Here is a 16,717-nt window from a genome sequence, read left to right on the forward strand (position 1 = left end):
TCGGCGAGAGGACGGTTCGCGCCAGGGATGGCGCGTCCGGACGGTCCGTCGGCCGCAGGGCGTGACGAGGGCATCCCGCAAAGCGGGGCGCGCAGGCTGCCGGACGCCGGGATTGTTAAGGGGCGGGCGTCCGCCCCTTAACGCGTCCGCCTGCACAGGCAACCTGAAACTCCCCCTCGCCTGGCGGGCGTTACCTTCTCAGAGCCCGCCCGCTGCAAAGCGAAACGCACCTACCGGCAGGTTTTCACCAGAGGCATCCGTAGCGCTGAGGAACAACCGGAGGCCAGGATGAGCCGACAGGACGTCGGCGAGAGAACGGTTCGCGCCAGGGATGGCGCGTCCGGACGGTCCGTCGGCCGCAGGGCGTGACGAGGGCACCCCGCACAGCGGGGCGCGCAGGCTGCCGGACGCCGGGATTGTTAAGGGGCTGGCGTCCGCCCCTTAACGCGTCCGCCTGCACGGAGAACCTGAAACTCCCTACCGCCTGGCGGGCGTAACCTGTTCAAAGCCAGCCCGCTGCAAAGCGAAACCTGCTCATAGGCAGCCCGCCGAACAGTGTACCTTTCAGGTCTCAATCCGCTTTCAGCGGCTTCCCCCCCGGAACCGGGCAAGAGTCCCACCGGCAGGGGTTTGGGAGAGGCATCCGAAGCGCTGAGGAATAACCGGAGGCCAGGATGAGCCGACAGGACGTCGGCGAAAGGACGGTTCGCGCCAGGGATGGCGCGTCCGGACGGTCCGTCGGCCGCAGGGCGTGACGAGGGCACCCCGCACAGCGGGGCGCGCAGGCTGCCGGACGCCGGGATTGTTAAGGGGCGGGCGTCCGCCCCTTGACGCGTCCGCCTGCACCGGCAACCTGAAACTCCCCACCGCCTGGCGGGCGTAACCTTCTCAGTGCCAGCCCGCTGCAAAGCGTTCCTTAACCGCAACGCGGTAAATTAAGCACTTAACCACCCAAGCTTAATCACAAACAAAATCGACAGGATCACCAGCGCCGCATTTACCTCTTTCACACGACCACTCAGCAGCTTCACCAGCGTCCAGGTGATAAAACCAAACGCGATGCCGTTAGCAATAGAATAGGTCAACGGCATGGTCAGCGCAGTCACAGTGACCGGCGCAGCGGTAGTGATATCTTTCCAGTCGATATCCGCCAGTCCCGATGCCATCAGTACCGCCACAAACAGCAGCGCAGGCGCAGTGGCGTAAACCGGCACGCTGGAGGCCAGCGGCGAGAAGAATAGCGCCAGCAGAAACAGCACACCCACCACGATCGCGGTCAGTCCGGTACGGCCACCGGCACTCACGCCCGCCGCCGATTCCACATAGCTGGTGGTGGTCGAGGTACCGAGCAGCGAACCAAACAGTGCAGCCGCACTGTCGGCAATCAGCGCACGGCCCATCTTCGGCACATTGCCCTGCTCATCCGCCAGACCGGCACGTTTCGTCACGCCCAGCAACGTGCCGGTGTTATCAAACACATCAACAAACAGGAAGGCAAAAATCACGCTGATCAGGCCGACGTTAAATGCCCCGGCGATATCCAGCTGCAGGAAGGTCGGTGCAATGGATGGCGGCGCAGAGAAGACGCCCGCGAACGGCGACAGCCCGATGCCCATCGAGATAAAGGTCACCAGCAGAATACCGATCAGCACCGCACCCGTGACGCGACGCGCTTCCAGTACCACGATCACCACAAAGCCAAGCATCGCCAGCAGCGGACCCGGTTTGGTCAGATCGCCAATGCCCACCAGCGTCGCCGGGTTATCGACCACGATGCCCGCCCCTTCCAGCGCAATAATCGCCAGGAACAGCCCGATACCTGCTCCAATCCCAGCGCGCAGCGGCAGTGGGATACTGGCAATAATCCACTCACGGATTTTAAACAGCGACATCGCGAAGAAAATTACCGCCGAGAGAAACACCGCGCCCAGCGCAACCTGCCACGTGTAGCCCATGTGCAGCACCACGGTATAGGTGAAGAAGGCGTTCAGTCCCATGCCGGGTGCCAGCGCGATCGGGTAGTTCGCAATCAGCCCCATCAGCACGCAGCCAATCGCCGCCGCCAGACAGGTCGCGACAAACACCGCGCCCTTATCCATGCCGGTTGCGCCCAGAATGCTCGGGTTCACAAACAGAATATAGGCCATCGCCAGGAAGGTAGTGATCCCGGCGATAATCTCGGTACGAACCGTGGTGTTATGCGCTTTGAGTTTGAATAGTTTTTCTAACATCATCATCTCTCGATACAGGAGACAGCCGTCTCTCTTGCCAAAGGGGTTTGTATGCTGATTATTCTGTTTCCGGGACATGGATGCCGGCCGCTGCATACTTGCGTGCCAGAACCGCCTGAAATCCCTGCGTTACCCACAGCCCGAAGCAATTGCCATGCCATCTGCCGACGCAATCGATTACCTGGCAGAGCCGGACACGCCTAAGAAGATTCCGAATCAAAACAGGGCGCGATTATGGTGCAATGCACCGATCCCGCGCAATCGTTTTCCTGCGGCAAATCAGCAACCGCCAAAAACTCTGCGCCAGCGCACGCTTCCATACTCTCACAGGCGAAGCTGGTCACGTTTCAGCACGCTGCCTCAGCAACCTTTTCAGGCCTGTGTAGACTCCAGAATTAACTCTTTCGTAACATTGAGGCCGCGCCATGAAGCCAGCGATTTTGGTGGTGGATGATGATCCTGCTGTCTGCGACGTCCTGCAGGATGCGTTAAGTGAACATCTGTTAACGGTCTACCGCTGTCATCAGGGACGCGAGGCACTATCAATGCTCAGCGAACACCCGGAGATTTCACTGGTGATGCTGGATATGATGCTGCCCGATACCAACGGGCTGCTGGTGTTACAGCAGCTCCAGCGTCAGCGACCCGAGGTACTGGTGATTATGCTGACTGGTATGGGTTCCGAAGCGGAGATGGTGGTGGGTCTGGAGATGGGGGCAGATGATTACATCGCCAAACCCTTTAATCCCCGCGTGGTGGTGGCCCGCGCCCGTGCCGCTTTGCGCCGCAACGGGCGTATCGCACAGGCCGATCCTGAGCAGGCAGGCTGGCGTTTTGGCGGCTGGCAACTGGACGATGGCCGCTGCCAGCTGTTTAATCCGCAGCGCGAACTGGTGCCGCTGACCCAGGGAGAATACAGTCTGCTGCGCGCGCTGGTGCGCCACGCCCGCAAAGTACTGACCCGCGATCAGCTGCTGGAGCTGACCCACAGCGAAAGCCTCGATGTGTTTGACCGCACCATCGACGTGCTGATCATGCGACTGCGCCGCAAAATTGAAACCAACCCGCATCAGCCTGATCTGATCCGCACTATTCGCGGGCTGGGTTACGTCTTTTCGGCTGACGTGATGAAACCGGAAATCGCACCGCGCGCCAGCCAGATCGCCTGAGTCATTCTGAGCGGCCTGCCAGTGACAGGCGTGCTCACCTCAGTCGTCACACGTTCCGCCCCAGGCACGCGGCACCAGATCCCCCTGCGCCTCTCCGCTTTCGACCATTGCCAGAATCTTTTCCGCCACGCGCTCAGGCGCGTGCGCGAATGCGGCGCTCTGCTCAGCCTGCGCAATCGCCACGTCCTGTCCCGACTTCACCGACTGATAAAATTCCGAGGCGGTCATAAACGGGTGAATGACGGAAACCGTAATCCCGGCCTCAGCCAGTTCCAGCCGCGCCACATCGGAGAGCATATTCAGCCCCGCTTTGGAGCTGGTGTAGGCCGCTGCCCCTGGATACGTTGCCAGCGTCGCCCCGGAGCTGACGTTGATAATGCGCCCTCCACCCTGTCGCCGCATCGGTGGGATCACCGCCTGCATCATCATTAGCGGGGCAATCAGGTTCAGCTCAAGCAGCGCCCTGAATTTCGCCGCCTCTATTTCCTCAACCGCCGCGTACAGCCCCTGCCCGGCATTGTTGATGAGTACATCAATCTGGCCAAAGCGTGCCAGCCCCTGTCTGACGGCGTTTGCAATCTGGTCGGGCTGAGTCACATCGCAGGCTACTGCCAGCGCTTTGCCTGATCCATCCGCGAGAGCATCCAGTCGGTCTTTGCGTCGTGCCAGTAAGATAACCCGCGCACCCGCCTGCAGCGCCGCACGCGCCGTGGCTTGACCAATCCCCGACGATGCGCCGGTAATCATGATTACTGCTTCTTCAATTTTCATTTCATACCATCCTGCTCAACGACCAGAGAGCGAGAATAATCCTCAGCCGGTTGCGCGGCGGCTGCAATCCTGCCTAAAATTTGCCCATTCCTGCTTTTCTCCTGTCAGGCGCTGAATCCGCCGGAGTTACGCAATATGAAAGGCCTTGAAGCGTTAAGAGATGAAGTGCTGGCGTGCGCGGCAGACGCCCTCACTGTGACGACGATTCCGCGCGTGGATCTCTATCGCGTTAGTCAGCCGATGGCTCTGCCACCGGAAATCTATCTACCGTTCGTCAGCCTGATCCTGCAGGGAGAAAAAAGGCTGCAGGTGGGCGCACAATCCATTCGCTATTCCGCAGGTGAAATGTTTACCGCGTCGTTCGATCTGCCCGCCACTGGCGACATCACTGAAGCCAGCGAAGCTTCGCCCTATCTCGCCGTACGCCTGATGCTCGATTTCGCCGCCATCAGCGATCTGCTGCATCAGATGCCTGTGACCGTTCTTCCCGCTACGAACAAAGGCATTTCGGTTAACAGGGTGGATGATGCGCTGGCGGATGCCTGGCTGCGGATGGTGCGCCTGCTGGCAAAACCGGAGGAGATCGCGGTGATGGCGCCGCTGGTGGAGCGCGAGATGCTTTACCGGCTGTTGCTGGGTCCGCAGGGCGGCGTGCTGCGTCAGGCAGCAGAGGTAAACGGGCATTTTGCGAAGATCAGAAAGGCGCAGGTCTGCCTGCGCGCACACTATGCCACCGCGTTTCGCATTGAGGATCTGGCAGCAATGGCGGGCATGAGTCTGTCGGCCTTCCATCGTGGCTTCCGGGCCAGCACCGGGCTTTCGCCGCTGCAGTATCAAACATCTCCGGCTCTATGAGGCGCGAAAAGCGTTAGTGCTGCGGCCCGGCAATGTCGCCGCCGTCGCGGCAGATGTGGGCTACGAGAGTCTGACGCAGTTTACGCGGGAATATGCGCGCCTGTTCGGTGAGCCGCCCGCCCGCAGCATCAGAAAACTCAGGCTGACCGGCACTGAAATATGACAGGTCAGCGGACTTGATGCGCCCTGCCGTTCTGCGCTTAGTGGAGGGCAGCTCACAGAAAGCCGTTCGCATAGTCATTACACAGCAGCCAGCGCGGCGCTTCATCTTCATTTAGCGGGTTGAAACGGGCCAGCGGCGTCAGAAATACATTGTCGTTTTCGTCATCGTTGGGCATCGATACCTCACCCACCAGCACGTCGCCAAAGCCGTTTTCGCCCCAGAAACTGTGCCAGACGCCCGCCTCCAGCGTCACGCTTTCACCCAGAGAGAGTCGCAGCTGTGAACCGGCGGCATGGGTCTGGCGCAGGCCATCCAGCGACACCACCACCGGCGAATCTGCCAGCCCGTCGCCGTCGCGGTTATGCAGTTCGACAATCAGGTTGCCGCCGCCGCGATTGATGATGTCTTCCATCTTGCGCGGATGATAGTGCATCGGCGTCAGTTGCCCTTCACGCACGTGCATGATCTTCTCGGCGTAGGGTTTATGCCACGGCTGTCCGCCTGGCGAGCCGTTACGCAGAGTAAACAGCGTCAGGCCGGTCTGCATAAAATCTGCTGCGCCAAAGCTGGTGAGATCCCAGCCCAGCCGCAGCGCCAGAATCTCCTGTATCACGTCGCGATCCTGCGCACGCCACTGGCTGACGCTGTAATCGGCCCACGGCGGCAGATGCACATCCTGCTGGCGGAAAAACTCGCGGGTATGTTGCAGGTAATAGTTAACCTCTGAACGTTGCATGATGGCCTCCTGGGCGCGGCACCCGGAGGGTGCCGCATTAAAGCCTATTTCACCGTCCAGCCCTGATAGCTGCCGATATTATTACGATCGATCAGTTTCACCGGGATCAGCACCGGCTTATCCGGAGCCGGTTTGCCCTGCAGGATGTCATAACCAATCTCAACCGCTTTAGCCGCCATCACCTGCGGGTCCTGGGCTGGCGTGGCGACAAACAGCGAGTTTTTACGCTTCAGCGCCTCTTCCCCGTCCGGCGATCCATCGACGCCCACGATAAAGAATTCGCTGCGCTGCGCCTGTTTCGCGGCTAAGTCCGCGCCAATGGCGGTCGGGTCGTTGATGGCAAACACGGCGTCAATTTTCGGGTTAGCCGAGAGCAGACCGGTCATCACTTCCAGTCCGCCTTCACGACTGCCTTTGGCGTTCTGGTTGTACGAGAGCAGCTTGATGTCAGGATGGGTTTTCAGCTCGGTCATGCAGCCTTCAACACGGTTCTGTACGGCTGAAACCGGCGGTCCGTTGATGATGACCACATTGCCTTTGTTCTTCAGGCGGTCAGAAATATATTTACAGGCCATCGCGCCCGCCTCGGTGTTATCGGAGGTGATGGTCGCATTGGCGCCATCGGCGGCCACGTCAACCGCCACCACCACGATACCGGCGTCACGCGCCCGCTTCACCGCCGGGGCGATCCCTTTGGAGTCAGCGGCGTTGAGGATAATCATGTCGACTTTGGCCGCAATAAAGTTATCAATCTGGCCGACCTGCTGACCGAGGTCGTAGCCGCTGGAGACCAGCGTGACGTTGACTTTGTCGCCCGCCAGCTGACGCGCCTTCATCTCTGCGCCTTTGGTGATCTGCACAAAGAAGGGGTTAGCCAGGTCACCGACCGTGACGCCAATAGATTTGAGTTCTTTTGCCTGAGCCAGACCGGTGCTGAGCAGCGTCGCCGCCAGCAGCCCGGTTACAATCGGATTAAAACGCATAGACCTTCTCCTGCTGTTTTCAAGGTGCCAACTGCTTAATGGCGTTTTTTTGGGTGGCGGCGGCGACACGGCGCATCCGCCCTTTTAAGCCTCAGCTCACATGATGACGGGTGCGGTATTTGTCGATCAGGACCGCGATGATGATCACCGCGCCTTTGATCACCAGCTGCCAGAAATAGGAGACTCCCATCAGCGTCATGCCGTTGTTCAGCGTGGCGATAATCAGTGCGCCAATCAGGGTGCCGGTGATGGTGCCGATGCCGCCGACAAAGCTGGTGCCGCCGAGGATCACCGCCGCAATCGCATCCAGCTCATAGCCGACGCCAAGATTGCCATTGGCGCTGTAGAGCCGCGAGGCGCTCATTAAGCCGCCCAGCCCCGACAGCAGGCCGCTCATGCCGTAGACAAACAGCAGCACCACGCCAACCTTGATGCCGGTAAGACGCGCCGCCTGGATGTTGCCGCCGACCGCGTAGATATGAACGCCCAGCGTGGTGCGACGCAGGATGAACCAGCAGATGGCGATCACCGCAAAGGCAATCACAATCAGCCACGGCACCGGCCCGAGATAGCCGTTACCAATCCACTCAAAGTTAATATCGGAGTTAATCACCGTGGTGCCGTTCGCCAGCAGATAAGCCGCTCCGCGCAGCGCGGTGTAGGTGCCGAGCGTGACGATAAAGGGCGGCAAGCCGGCCCAGGCGACAAGGATGCCGTTGAACAGCCCCATCACCAGCCCCGCGCCCAGCGCCATCGGAATGGTCAGCGAGGCGAGCATCGGATCCAGCGACGCCACCAGCGCGACCACCGCCGTGGTGCCCAGCATCGACCCTACCGACAGGTCAATGCCGCCGGTGAGAATGACAAAGGTCATGCCCGCCGCCAGCACGATATTGATCGACGCCTGGCGGGTGATATTCAGCAGGTTCGCTTCGGTAAAGAAGTTCGGCGTAACGAAACCAAATACCGCCACGATCAGGATCAGAATCGGCAGAATACCTACCGTTTGCAGCAGATCGCCCATCAGGGCGCGTTTCAGCGTCGGCGCGTTAGTGCGGGCCAGTTGTGACATGGTGGTCTCCTCAGATTTCGCCTGCTGACGTGCTGTGCGCACCGGTTGCCAGCGTCATAATGTTTTCCTGACTGATGTGGCTGCCCTCCAGTTCACCGACGAGGGTGCCTTCGTGCATCACGTAAACGCGGTCGCTCATGCCGACCACTTCCGGCAGTTCGCTGGAGATCATTAAAATCGCCACGCCCTGCCGCGCCATCTCCTGCATCATGCGGTAAATCTCGCTTTTCGCGCCGACATCGACGCCGCGCGTTGGCTCATCAAGGATCAGGATGCGCGGGCCAATCGCCACCCAGCGCGAGATCAGCAGTTTCTGCTGGTTACCACCTGACAGGCCGCCCGCCCGGACCTGAGCGTGGGGTACACGAATATTGAGGGAGGCGATCGCCTCCGTAGCGATGGTCTGTCCTTTGCGGCGGTTGAGCATCCCGTAACTGGCGTCGCGCTCCAGCGTCGCCATCACGATGTTCTCCTGCGCCGCCATCTCCAGAAACAGCCCCTGCTCTTTGCGGTTCTCGGTGAGGAAACCGATGCCGCGCGCAATCGCATCGCGCGGGGAATGAATGGTGACCTTCTCGCCGTCGATCCAGATCTCACCCTCTTTCGGCTTGTGCACGCCGAAGATCAGCTGCGCCAGTTCGCTGCGCCCCGCACCCACCAGCCCGGCCAGGCCGACAATTTCGCCGGCCCGCACCGCCAGACTGCTGGGATGCACTTTGCCGCCGTCGGTCAGATGATTCACCGCCAGCCGGATGTCGCCCAGCGGGATCCCGCGGTCTTTGTTAAACAGGTCACTGAGCGGCCGCCCGACCATCATCCGCACCAGTTCGCTGGCGTTAAGCTGTTCACGCGTCAGGCTGCCGACATACTCCCCGTCACGCAGCACGCTGACGCGGTCGGACAACTCATAGACCTCCGCCATGCGGTGACTGATGTAGATGATCGCCATGCCTTCGCTGCGCAGCCGTTTAATCAGCGCAAACAGCTGTTCGGTTTCGCGGTTAGAGAGCGCGGCGGTGGGCTCATCCATCACCAGGATGCGGCTGTTGCGCTGCAGTGCGCGGGCGATCTCGACCTGCTGCTGCTCGGCGATGCTCAACCGACTGACAAGATCCCAGGCGCTGAACTGCGCGCCGAGCCGGTCTATCACCCGCTGCGCCTCTTCGGCCATCTGCCGCCGCTTCACCAGCCCGCCGGGGGCGATTTCACTGCCGAGAAAAATGTTCTCCGCCACCGTCAGGTTGGGTGCCAGGTTGATCTCCTGATAGATCAGGGTAATTCCGGCAGCCAGCGCCTCTTTCGGCCCTTTAAGTGCATACGGCTTACCTTCAATGAGAATCTCCCCGCTGCTGGCGGTATAGGCACCGGCCAGAATCTTCATCAGTGTGCTTTTACCCGCGCCGTTCTCTCCCATCAGCGCATGAACCTCGCCCGGATAAACCGTGAGATCGACGCCCTTCAGGGCATAAAAATTGCCGAAGCGTCGGGTAATGCCCCGCATTTCCAGTATCGGTGTGGCTGTCATCGCCCTGCTCCTGCGGACTGTGGATAGCCGCCAGTTAAGCAATACCAGATAAACGGAAAATGTCAGCGGCCATTCATATTTGTCATAAATGCCCGACGTCACGCTCCTATACTCGGCCCACGGTTGCCGTGAAGAAGAGGTCGTGGAATGCAGCACAGTTATCCGTGGCAGGCCGGGGCGCGGGGACGCCTGTTGATGTTCAATCTGCTGGTGGTGTCGGTCACGCTGATGGTGAGCGTGGTGGCGATCGTGGGCTTTCGTCACGCCGGGGCGATTCAGGAGCAGGCACAGGCGCAGACGCTGGCGGATATGAACGGCAGCCTGGCGCTGGCACGCGACACCGCCAACGTCGCGACGGCGGCCGTACGGCTGTCGCAGGTGGTCGGGGCGCTGGAGTATCAGAGCGAATCACAGCGGCTGCAGCAGAATCAGCAGGCGTTACAGCAGTCGCTGAGCCTGCTGGCCAGCGCGCCGCTGGCGGCCCGTCAGCCGGAGCGCATCGCCCGGATCCGCGCCCGCAGCCTGATGCTGGAACAGACGATTAACAGCCTGCTGCTGAACAGCCATCAGCGCCATCTGCAGCGCAACAACATGCTGAGCGATCTGTGGCAGACGCAGATCCTGCTCGGTCATATCGACCAGCGGGTACAACGGGAACAGCGGACGCAGCCGGATGCCGCACTGCGCGAGCAGACCGAACGGCTGATCACCATTGCCATCCGCACGCCCTCACCCATCGCCGTGATTGAGCAGCTTCAGCAGGTGATGACCCAGTGGCGCACGGTGCCGCTGACAGGTGTCACTGGCGAGCAGGTACAGCGGCTGCTTAATACTCAGCAGCGCCTGCTGCCGCTGGCGGAGGCGCTGGAGCAGAGCGACCTGGCGATCGCCTACGCCACCTACCGGATTAAAGCGCTGGTAGCGATGCTGAACGACGATATCACTGCGTCGGTGCAGCAGGTCGCGTTGCAGAGCGAGGCGCGCACCCAGGCTACCCACCACGAACTCGACTCCATCATCAGCTTTATCGCGCTGTTTGTGCTGCTGGCGCTGGCGATCACCGGCTATGCCGGTATCTATATTTACCGCAATCTCGGCTCCAGCCTGACGGCGATTGCCGGGGCGATGACACGGCTGGCGCAGGGCGAACAGAACGTCAGCGTGCCGGGGCTGCAACGGCGCGACGAACTGGGCGAGCTGGCGCGGGCATTTAACGTCTTTGCCCGCAATACCGCCTCGCTGGCCCACACTTCGCGGCTGCTGAAAGAGAAGAGCAACCAGCTGGAGTCCACGTTTCTGGCGATGCGCGACGGTTTTGCCCTGTTTGATAACAACGGGCAGCTGGTGGTGTGGAACGCCCAGTATGCCGAACTGCTGGGTATCGCGCCGCGTGAACTGCATCGTGGCGTCCATTATCAGCAGCTGCTGGCCCCGCTGGCGGTGGATCTGCACGATCCCGGTGAACCTCAGGAGATCCGGCTGGCCGATGGCCGGACGCTGGAGCTGCGCTTCAGCCCGATCCCGCGGCGCGGCATGGTCAATACCGTGCTGGACCGGACCTCACGTAAAACGCTGGAGGAGGCGCTGCAGCACAGTCAGAAGATGAAGGCAGTCGGCCAGCTGACCGGCGGCCTGGCGCACGACTTCAACAATCTGCTGGCGGTGATTATTGGCAGTCTGGCGCTGACCGAAGGCCATCTGATGCCCGGCCCGCTGGCCACCCGGATAGAACGGGCGCGGCAGGCGGCCGACCGTGCGGCCCAGCTGACGCAGCGTCTGCTGGCGTTTTCACGCAAGCAGGCGCTCTTTCCGCGCGCGGTGTCGGTGGTCACGCTGGTGGATAACCTGCAGGGGCTGCTGCAGCACTCGCTGCTGCCGGGACAGCAGCTGATTATTGATGCACAGCGTCCCGGCTGGCTGGCCTGGATTGATGCCAGCCAGCTGGAGAATGCGCTGATGAACCTGGTGGTTAACGCACGTGATGCGATGCATCAGCAAAGCGGTGAAATCCGGCTGCGCATCCGGAATCAGCGCCAGCCGCAAGGGAATGAAAAACGTGACCGGGTCACAATTGAGGTTATCGATCGCGGCTGCGGCATGTCGGCCGACGTTCGTGAGCAGGTTTTCGAGCCCTTTTTCACCACCAAAGCCACCGGCAGCGGCAGCGGACTGGGGCTGTCGATGGTTTACGGCTTTGTGCGGCAGTCAGGCGGGCAGATTGAACTGGAAACCGCGCCGGGCCAGGGCACCACGGTGCGGCTGCTGTTGCCGCGCGCAGCAGAAGCCGCCGCCACTGCCATCATCGCCCCGCCACCGCCAAAGCCCGCGGAGGCAGAGGCAGCGAACAACCGGCTGATACTGGTGCTGGATGATGAACCGGCGGTGCGCCAGACGCTGTGCGAGCATTTGCACCAGTTGGGGTATCTGACGCTGGAGTGTGGCGACGGTGAAGCGGCGCTGGCGCTGCTGCGCCAGACGCCCGATATCGACCTGCTGATCAGCGACCTGATGCTGCCCGGCGAAATTAATGGCGCGGAAGTGATCCGCCAGGCGCAGCAGAACTGGCCGCAGCTGGCGACGCTGCTGATCAGCGGTCAGGATCTGCGTCACCAGCCGGTGACGCTGCCGCTGTGCGAACGGCTGGCAAAACCCTGGCAGCAGGTTCAGCTGGTGCAGGCGCTTCAGCGCGCCTGGCAGCGCAGTGAACGACTTAATCGCGCGCAGCAGGCTGCCACAACGGCACCGGCTTGCCACTGATGTAACGCTTACGCAGGCGGCTGGAGATCACATCCATCACCATAACCACCACGACCAGAATCAGCGTCAGGAACATCACCACGTCCCAGTTCCACAGCCGCATGTTCTCGGCATAGACCAGGCCGACGCCACCCGCACCGACAAAGCCCAGTACCGCTGCCGAGCGGGTGTTGGACTCGATCTGGTAAAGGCTCAGCGCCAGGAACTGCGGGAATGACTGGGTGAAGATGCCGAACCGGTGTTTCTGCAGGCTGTTGGCGCCAACCGCACCCAGCCCGCGACTGGGTGAGCGCTCCACCGCTTCGTGCCCTTCGGCATAAAGCTTACCGAGCAGTCCCACATCCTGCAGGATAATCGCCAGCACCCCGGCCAGCGGCCCCATACCCACCGCACGCACGAATATCAGTCCCCAGATCGCCATGTCGATGCCGCGTAATACATCGAACAGACGCCGCACCAGAAACGCCAGCGGCTTCGCGGCGCGATCGTGCATCACATTGCGCGCCGCCAGAAACGACAGCGGCAGCGCCAGCAACGAGGCGGTCAGCGTCCCGGCAAAGACAATCCCTAACGTGATGCCGACCTGCGACAGGTAGTAACCAAACGGCCAGTTCAGGAAATCGTGCCAGACAAACATCCGCAGGAAATAGCGCCCCAGCTGCTGGCAGCCCATCAGCAGGCGCGACCACTCCAGTCCAAAGACCGAGAAGAAAAAGAGGTAATAGAGCAGCACCGCCAGCGCCATCAGCCCGATGCGGCGCAGATAGCGCGGCTGCGCGGCGAACAGTTCACGATGCTGCTGCTTCAGCAGTGCGACATCCGGTGCGTGGCTTATCATGTCCGATCTCCTGTGACACGGCGACGAAGCTGGCCGGATAGCGTGTCCAGCAGTGACACCACAATCAGGATCAGTAGCAGTGTGATACTGACCTGATCGTAGCGGTCCAGTTTGATGTTGGTCATCAGCTCCTGGCCGATGCCGCCCGCGCCGACCAGTCCGAGGATGGTGGAGGAGCGAAAATTAATCTCCAGCCGCATAAAGCTGTAGGAGAGAAAGATCGGTTTCACCTGCGGCCAGAAGGCGAAGCGCATCCGCTGCAGCTTACTGGCACCGCAGGCGGCCAGGCCGCGCACCGGCTTATCCGACGCTGACTCAATCGCCTCGTAAAACAGCTTGGTCAGGCTGCCCACGGTGTGCAGCGCCAGCGCCAGAAAGCCGGGGATCGCCCCGATGCCAAACGCCATGACAAACATCACCGCCCACGCCAGCTCCGGCATGGTGCGCAGAAAGGCAACAAAGGCGCGAATCGTCATCCGCACGCTGACCGGCGTCTGGGTATTATCGGCGGCGAAAAAGGCCAGCACCGCTGCCAGGGCGACGGCCACCAGCGTCGAGGCCAGCGCCAGCTGCAGCGTTTCCCAGATCAGCGGCAGCTGAATCGGCAGACGGTAGCCCCAGTAAGCCAGCGAGCCTTCGGTCTTACCGTCGGCAAACAGCAGCGGCAGATGCAGCACCGGCAGGATTTCATGCAGATAGTCGAAGAAGTGCGGCAGCGACTGCCAGACGGTGAGCAGATTAAATTCTGCCACCCTGCCCGCTGCCAGATAAAGCGCCACCAGCAGCAGTGACCAGAGCAGCGTGTCACGTTTCTGCTGGCGGCGGATGCGTTGGTAATAGTGTTCGAAGTCGGTCAAAGGGGGTTCTCCGGCGCTAAAGCAGCGGGACGCTGGCGGGGTTGCCGCGTCCCGCCTTCCCCGCCTGGGCAGGAAAAGTCAGGAAGTCCGGCCTTAGCCGCGGCTGCCTTTCATCAGGTCACGTTTCATATCGATGATATTTTTGTAATCAGCGACCGTCGCCTCACCGATATGCTGCTCACCGCCTACCGCTTTGACGAAGCAGGCGTGATCTTCCTTATCCAGCTTTTTAATTGCCGACACCACTTTCGCTTTGAAGTCAGCGGGCAGCTTGTTGCTGACCAGCACCGGCCCGTTGGGGATCAGCGGCGACTGCCAGATGATGCGGATCTGCTTCATCAGGTCCGGATGGTCCATGCGGATCAGACGGCCAAACGCGCCAGAGGTGTAGCCGCTGTTGTAGTCACCGACCAGTGAAGTCCAGGTGACCGCGCCATCAAACTGGTTGTTCAGCACGCCCAGAATGTCCTGCTCATGGCCGCCGGAGAAGGTCACGCTGGAGAAGGTGTTGTTATATTTGTCATCCACCGAGCCGCCGAACATCTTCTTAAACGCCTGGTTGGGCATCAGGAAGCCGGACGTCGAGTCAGGATCGGCCATCCCGAATGATTTGCCTTTCAGGTCTTCCAGCTTTTTATACGGGCTGTCGGCTTTAACGATGACGACAGAGTGGTAGCCGCGTGACTGATCTTTGTCATCGACTACGATGCCGACCACATCCACCGCTTTCGGGTCCTGAAGGTAGACCGAGGCAAACGAGGCCGGAGACATGCTCAGCACCATATCGATCTTGCCGCCCAGCAGGCCCTGAATCACGCCCGAATAGTCAGAGGCGTTGCGCATCTGGGTATCCACACCCAGCTCTTTATCAAAAAAGGTCTTCACACACTGATTGTCGCCGATCTGCTGGGTGGCGTTCTGCCCGCCCAGAATCCCCAGATTAAGCTGTTTCGGCGCATCCGCTGCGCTGACACCAAACGCCATGACAGGGGTCAGAAGTGCTAAAGAAGTCAGTTTCATTCGGAATTATTCTCTTGCTGTGGACGTTAATGGATTTGGTTAAGTTCATCGCCGTACAGCTGGTGAAGCAGGCTGTCGGTGAGTCGGGAAGGATGTCCGTCAAACAGCACCACGCCGCGCTGAATGCCAATCACCCGGGTGCAGTAGCTTTTCACCAGCTCAATCGAGTGCAGGTTGACCATCACGCTGATCCCCTGCTCGCTGACCTGACGCAGCACATCCATGATGCGTTTGGTATTTTTAGGGTCGAGTGACGCCACCGGCTCATCGGCCAGCAGAATTTTCGGGTTCTGCATCAGGGCGCGGCAGATCGCCACGCGCTGCATCTGCCCGCCTGAGAGGTTTTCTGCCCGCTGCAGCGCCTGCGGCAGCATGTTCATCCACTGCAGCAGTTCGATGGCGTGCGCCCGATCCTCGTCAGAGAAGATTTTAAAGAAGGACTTCAGCGTGCTGGTCTGGCTCAGACGGCCCAGCAGCACGTTGGTCAGCACGTCGAGGCGCGGCACCAGACAGAAGTCCTGAAAGATCATGCCGCACTGGCTGCGCCATTCGCGCATCTGACGGCTGCTGAGCGTGACCACGTTACGATCGGCTTCGCCTTCATGCAGGCTGATAATCGCGCCGGACGTAGCGTTAATCGTGCCGTTGAGCATATGCAGCAGGGTTGATTTACCCGCGCCAGAGCGGCCAATCACCGCCACCAGCTCACCGGCGTGCAGGTCGAAACTGACCTGATCCAGCACCTGGGTGTCGCCATAGGCTTTGCTCAGTTTCTGCACCGACAACACTTTTTGTCCGCTGTGGCTGGCCGGTGGTGCATCGTTATCGACCACCGTTTTCAGAAGTGCCTGTGCCATGCTGTTCTCCGTCATCGCTGATTGCGTCTGCCGGTTATTAAGGCGTGACGCGATGAACGCGGGATGACAGCGAGATGATCAAACCGTGACAGGCCAGTGCGCACCGCACAGCAGCGTCTGGCCATCACGGGCAGGCTGCACACCCGCCGGCAACGGATTTTCCGCTAACCAGTTATCCATCTCATGACTGAGATGGGTCAGCCAGGTCTGACGCGGCTGAAGCAGCGCCGCAATCGCCAGCGCCCGGGTCACATCATTGTGATTACCCGCCTCTGCACGCGGCGGGTCGTTGCAGTCAATCACCAGTTGATCCAGCGGCTGGCCGCGCAGGAAATCGGCGGTGTCGGGCGGCAGTCCGCAGGTGTCGCACAGCCAGGCGAGCCGGGTGTCGTGCCAGTCGAACAGATAGCCGTGCGTCAGCTTCGAGTGCTGCAGCGGCAGCGGCGTGACCTGCAGTTCACCAAAGGCGTGCGCCACAAACGGCGTCAAGGCGGGACGGAAATCGAGCCGGCCGGGATGTTTGTAGAGGTCGTCACAGCCGCGCGGATCGGGCGGCCCCCAGACCGGAATCGGATCACCCTTTCCCCAGCGCAGCGCAAACAGGCCCTGCACATGATCCATGTGATAATGGGTCAGCAGAATGCGCGTCAGCGTGCCGGGCGGAAAGCGCGACGCCAGCTGCGGCAGACCGGCATCCAGCAGGATGCGCTCGTGGCCGAACTCTATCAGCGCACTGCAGGGTGCACGCGCATGGGCGCTGTTACGCTGCGCCCGCTGGCAGGCGGGACAGTCGCAGCCCGGCAGTGGCGCGGCCGTCACCCCGCCGGTGCCGAGAAAAGTGAGTTTCATGGATGCGTCTCCGGTTACGGATGTCGCTGCCGGA

General features: G+C 60.9%; 15 protein-coding genes. 4 read left to right on the forward strand and 11 right to left on the reverse strand.

What is annotated here, in order from left to right; genetic code table 11:
* Positions 1 to 935 precede the first annotated feature (935 nt).
* A complete protein-coding gene (locus AC6I8C_RS11685; protein ID WP_218832237.1) occupies positions 936 to 2,234 on the reverse strand; it encodes an NCS2 family permease in 1,299 nt (432 codons plus the stop codon).
* Positions 2,235 to 2,656: 422 nt separating this feature from the next.
* Here AC6I8C_RS11685 and AC6I8C_RS11690 point away from each other — a divergent pair, with 422 nt between their 5' ends.
* On the forward strand, positions 2,657 to 3,400 hold the full coding sequence (locus tag AC6I8C_RS11690) for a response regulator (protein WP_497822550.1): 744 nt from the start codon (positions 2,657 to 2,659) through the stop codon (positions 3,398 to 3,400).
* Between the two features lie 39 nt (positions 3,401 to 3,439).
* On the opposite strand, the gene AC6I8C_RS11695 is transcribed toward AC6I8C_RS11690, so the two are convergent.
* Positions 3,440 to 4,171, reverse strand: coding sequence for an SDR family oxidoreductase (locus AC6I8C_RS11695; RefSeq protein ID WP_497822551.1), 732 nt, complete (start codon positions 4,169 to 4,171; stop codon positions 3,440 to 3,442).
* Positions 4,172 to 4,306: 135 nt separating this feature from the next.
* Between AC6I8C_RS11695 and AC6I8C_RS11700 the strand changes: the two genes are divergently transcribed.
* Together AC6I8C_RS11700 and AC6I8C_RS11705 are read left to right on the forward strand one after the other, a co-directional pair.
* Entirely contained in the window at positions 4,307 to 5,026 is a 720-nt protein-coding gene (locus AC6I8C_RS11700; protein ID WP_497822552.1) for an AraC family transcriptional regulator, read from the forward strand.
* A gap of 16 nt (positions 5,027 to 5,042) precedes the next feature.
* Positions 5,043 to 5,189 carry a helix-turn-helix domain-containing protein gene (locus tag AC6I8C_RS11705; protein WP_497822553.1) on the forward strand — a complete coding sequence of 49 codons (147 nt, stop codon included), beginning with the start codon at positions 5,043 to 5,045 and terminating at the stop codon, positions 5,187 to 5,189.
* Positions 5,190 to 5,241: 52 nt separating this feature from the next.
* Here the strand turns inward: AC6I8C_RS11705 and AC6I8C_RS11710 are convergent, their stop codons facing one another.
* The 4 genes from AC6I8C_RS11710 to AC6I8C_RS11725 form a co-directional block, all read right to left on the reverse strand.
* Complete coding sequence (locus tag AC6I8C_RS11710; protein WP_497822554.1) at positions 5,242 to 5,925, reverse strand: D-lyxose/D-mannose isomerase; 684 nt, start codon at positions 5,923 to 5,925, stop codon at positions 5,242 to 5,244.
* A 44-nt stretch (positions 5,926 to 5,969) separates the two neighbouring features.
* Entirely contained in the window at positions 5,970 to 6,908 is a 939-nt protein-coding gene (locus AC6I8C_RS11715; protein WP_497822555.1) for an ABC transporter substrate-binding protein, read from the reverse strand.
* Positions 6,909 to 6,999: 91 nt separating this feature from the next.
* Positions 7,000 to 7,980 (reverse strand): ABC transporter permease subunit, encoded by a 981-nt coding sequence (locus AC6I8C_RS11720; protein WP_013358325.1) that lies wholly within the window; start codon positions 7,978 to 7,980, stop codon positions 7,000 to 7,002.
* 10 nt (positions 7,981 to 7,990) lie between these two features.
* On the reverse strand, positions 7,991 to 9,505 hold the full coding sequence (locus tag AC6I8C_RS11725) for a sugar ABC transporter ATP-binding protein (RefSeq protein WP_497822556.1): 1,515 nt from the start codon (positions 9,503 to 9,505) through the stop codon (positions 7,991 to 7,993).
* A gap of 147 nt (positions 9,506 to 9,652) precedes the next feature.
* On the opposite strand from AC6I8C_RS11725, the gene AC6I8C_RS11730 reads away from it, so the two are divergent.
* Complete coding sequence (locus tag AC6I8C_RS11730; protein ID WP_497822557.1) at positions 9,653 to 12,262, forward strand: ATP-binding protein; 2,610 nt, start codon at positions 9,653 to 9,655, stop codon at positions 12,260 to 12,262.
* On the opposite strand, the gene phnE (AC6I8C_RS11735) is transcribed toward AC6I8C_RS11730, so the two are convergent.
* The 5 genes from phnE (AC6I8C_RS11735) to phnP form a co-directional block, all read right to left on the reverse strand.
* On the reverse strand, positions 12,216 to 13,100 hold the full coding sequence (gene phnE, locus AC6I8C_RS11735) for a phosphonate ABC transporter, permease protein PhnE (RefSeq protein ID WP_497822558.1): 885 nt from the start codon (positions 13,098 to 13,100) through the stop codon (positions 12,216 to 12,218). The two genes, AC6I8C_RS11730 and phnE (AC6I8C_RS11735), sit on opposite strands and share 47 nt — an antisense overlap.
* Entirely contained in the window at positions 13,097 to 13,957 is an 861-nt protein-coding gene (gene phnE / locus AC6I8C_RS11740; protein ID WP_107319863.1) for a phosphonate ABC transporter, permease protein PhnE, read from the reverse strand. Before phnE (AC6I8C_RS11740) ends, phnE (AC6I8C_RS11735) begins: the two co-directional genes overlap by 4 nt.
* 93 nt (positions 13,958 to 14,050) lie before the next feature.
* Complete coding sequence (gene phnD, locus AC6I8C_RS11745; protein ID WP_497822559.1) at positions 14,051 to 14,977, reverse strand: phosphonate ABC transporter substrate-binding protein; 927 nt, start codon at positions 14,975 to 14,977, stop codon at positions 14,051 to 14,053.
* A gap of 26 nt (positions 14,978 to 15,003) precedes the next feature.
* Positions 15,004 to 15,834 (reverse strand): phosphonate ABC transporter ATP-binding protein, encoded by an 831-nt coding sequence (gene phnC / locus AC6I8C_RS11750; RefSeq protein ID WP_497822560.1) that lies wholly within the window; start codon positions 15,832 to 15,834, stop codon positions 15,004 to 15,006.
* Positions 15,835 to 15,912: 78 nt separating this feature from the next.
* Positions 15,913 to 16,683, reverse strand: coding sequence for a phosphonate metabolism protein PhnP (phnP, locus tag AC6I8C_RS11755; RefSeq protein ID WP_497822561.1), 771 nt, complete (start codon positions 16,681 to 16,683; stop codon positions 15,913 to 15,915).
* Positions 16,684 to 16,717: the final 34 nt, after the last annotated feature.

The organism is Pantoea sp. X-Soil-YNGN-844 (genome assembly GCF_059730595.1).

What these genes read in the sequence shown, in the direction of transcription:
- AC6I8C_RS11730 (WP_497822557.1), top strand. Translation starts at nt 9,653, where the DNA reads ATGCAGCACAGTTATCCGTGGCAGGCCGGGGCGCGGGGACGCCTGTTG.
- AC6I8C_RS11715 (WP_497822555.1), bottom strand. Translation starts at nt 6,908, where the DNA reads ATGCGTTTTAATCCGATTGTAACCGGGCTGCTGGCGGCGACGCTGCTC.
- AC6I8C_RS11695 (WP_497822551.1), bottom strand. Translation starts at nt 4,171, where the DNA reads ATGAAAATTGAAGAAGCAGTAATCATGATTACCGGCGCATCGTCGGGG.
- phnP (WP_497822561.1), bottom strand. Translation starts at nt 16,683, where the DNA reads ATGAAACTCACTTTTCTCGGCACCGGCGGGGTGACGGCCGCGCCACTG.
- AC6I8C_RS11710 (WP_497822554.1), bottom strand. Translation starts at nt 5,925, where the DNA reads ATGCAACGTTCAGAGGTTAACTATTACCTGCAACATACCCGCGAGTTT.
- AC6I8C_RS11685 (WP_218832237.1), bottom strand. Translation starts at nt 2,234, where the DNA reads ATGATGTTAGAAAAACTATTCAAACTCAAAGCGCATAACACCACGGTT.
- AC6I8C_RS11700 (WP_497822552.1), top strand. Translation starts at nt 4,307, where the DNA reads ATGAAAGGCCTTGAAGCGTTAAGAGATGAAGTGCTGGCGTGCGCGGCA.
- AC6I8C_RS11690 (WP_497822550.1), top strand. Translation starts at nt 2,657, where the DNA reads ATGAAGCCAGCGATTTTGGTGGTGGATGATGATCCTGCTGTCTGCGAC.
- AC6I8C_RS11720 (WP_013358325.1), bottom strand. Translation starts at nt 7,980, where the DNA reads ATGTCACAACTGGCCCGCACTAACGCGCCGACGCTGAAACGCGCCCTG.
- phnE (WP_497822558.1), bottom strand. Translation starts at nt 13,100, where the DNA reads ATGATAAGCCACGCACCGGATGTCGCACTGCTGAAGCAGCAGCATCGT.
- AC6I8C_RS11725 (WP_497822556.1), bottom strand. Translation starts at nt 9,505, where the DNA reads ATGACAGCCACACCGATACTGGAAATGCGGGGCATTACCCGACGCTTC.
- phnC (WP_497822560.1), bottom strand. Translation starts at nt 15,834, where the DNA reads ATGGCACAGGCACTTCTGAAAACGGTGGTCGATAACGATGCACCACCG.
- phnD (WP_497822559.1), bottom strand. Translation starts at nt 14,977, where the DNA reads ATGAAACTGACTTCTTTAGCACTTCTGACCCCTGTCATGGCGTTTGGT.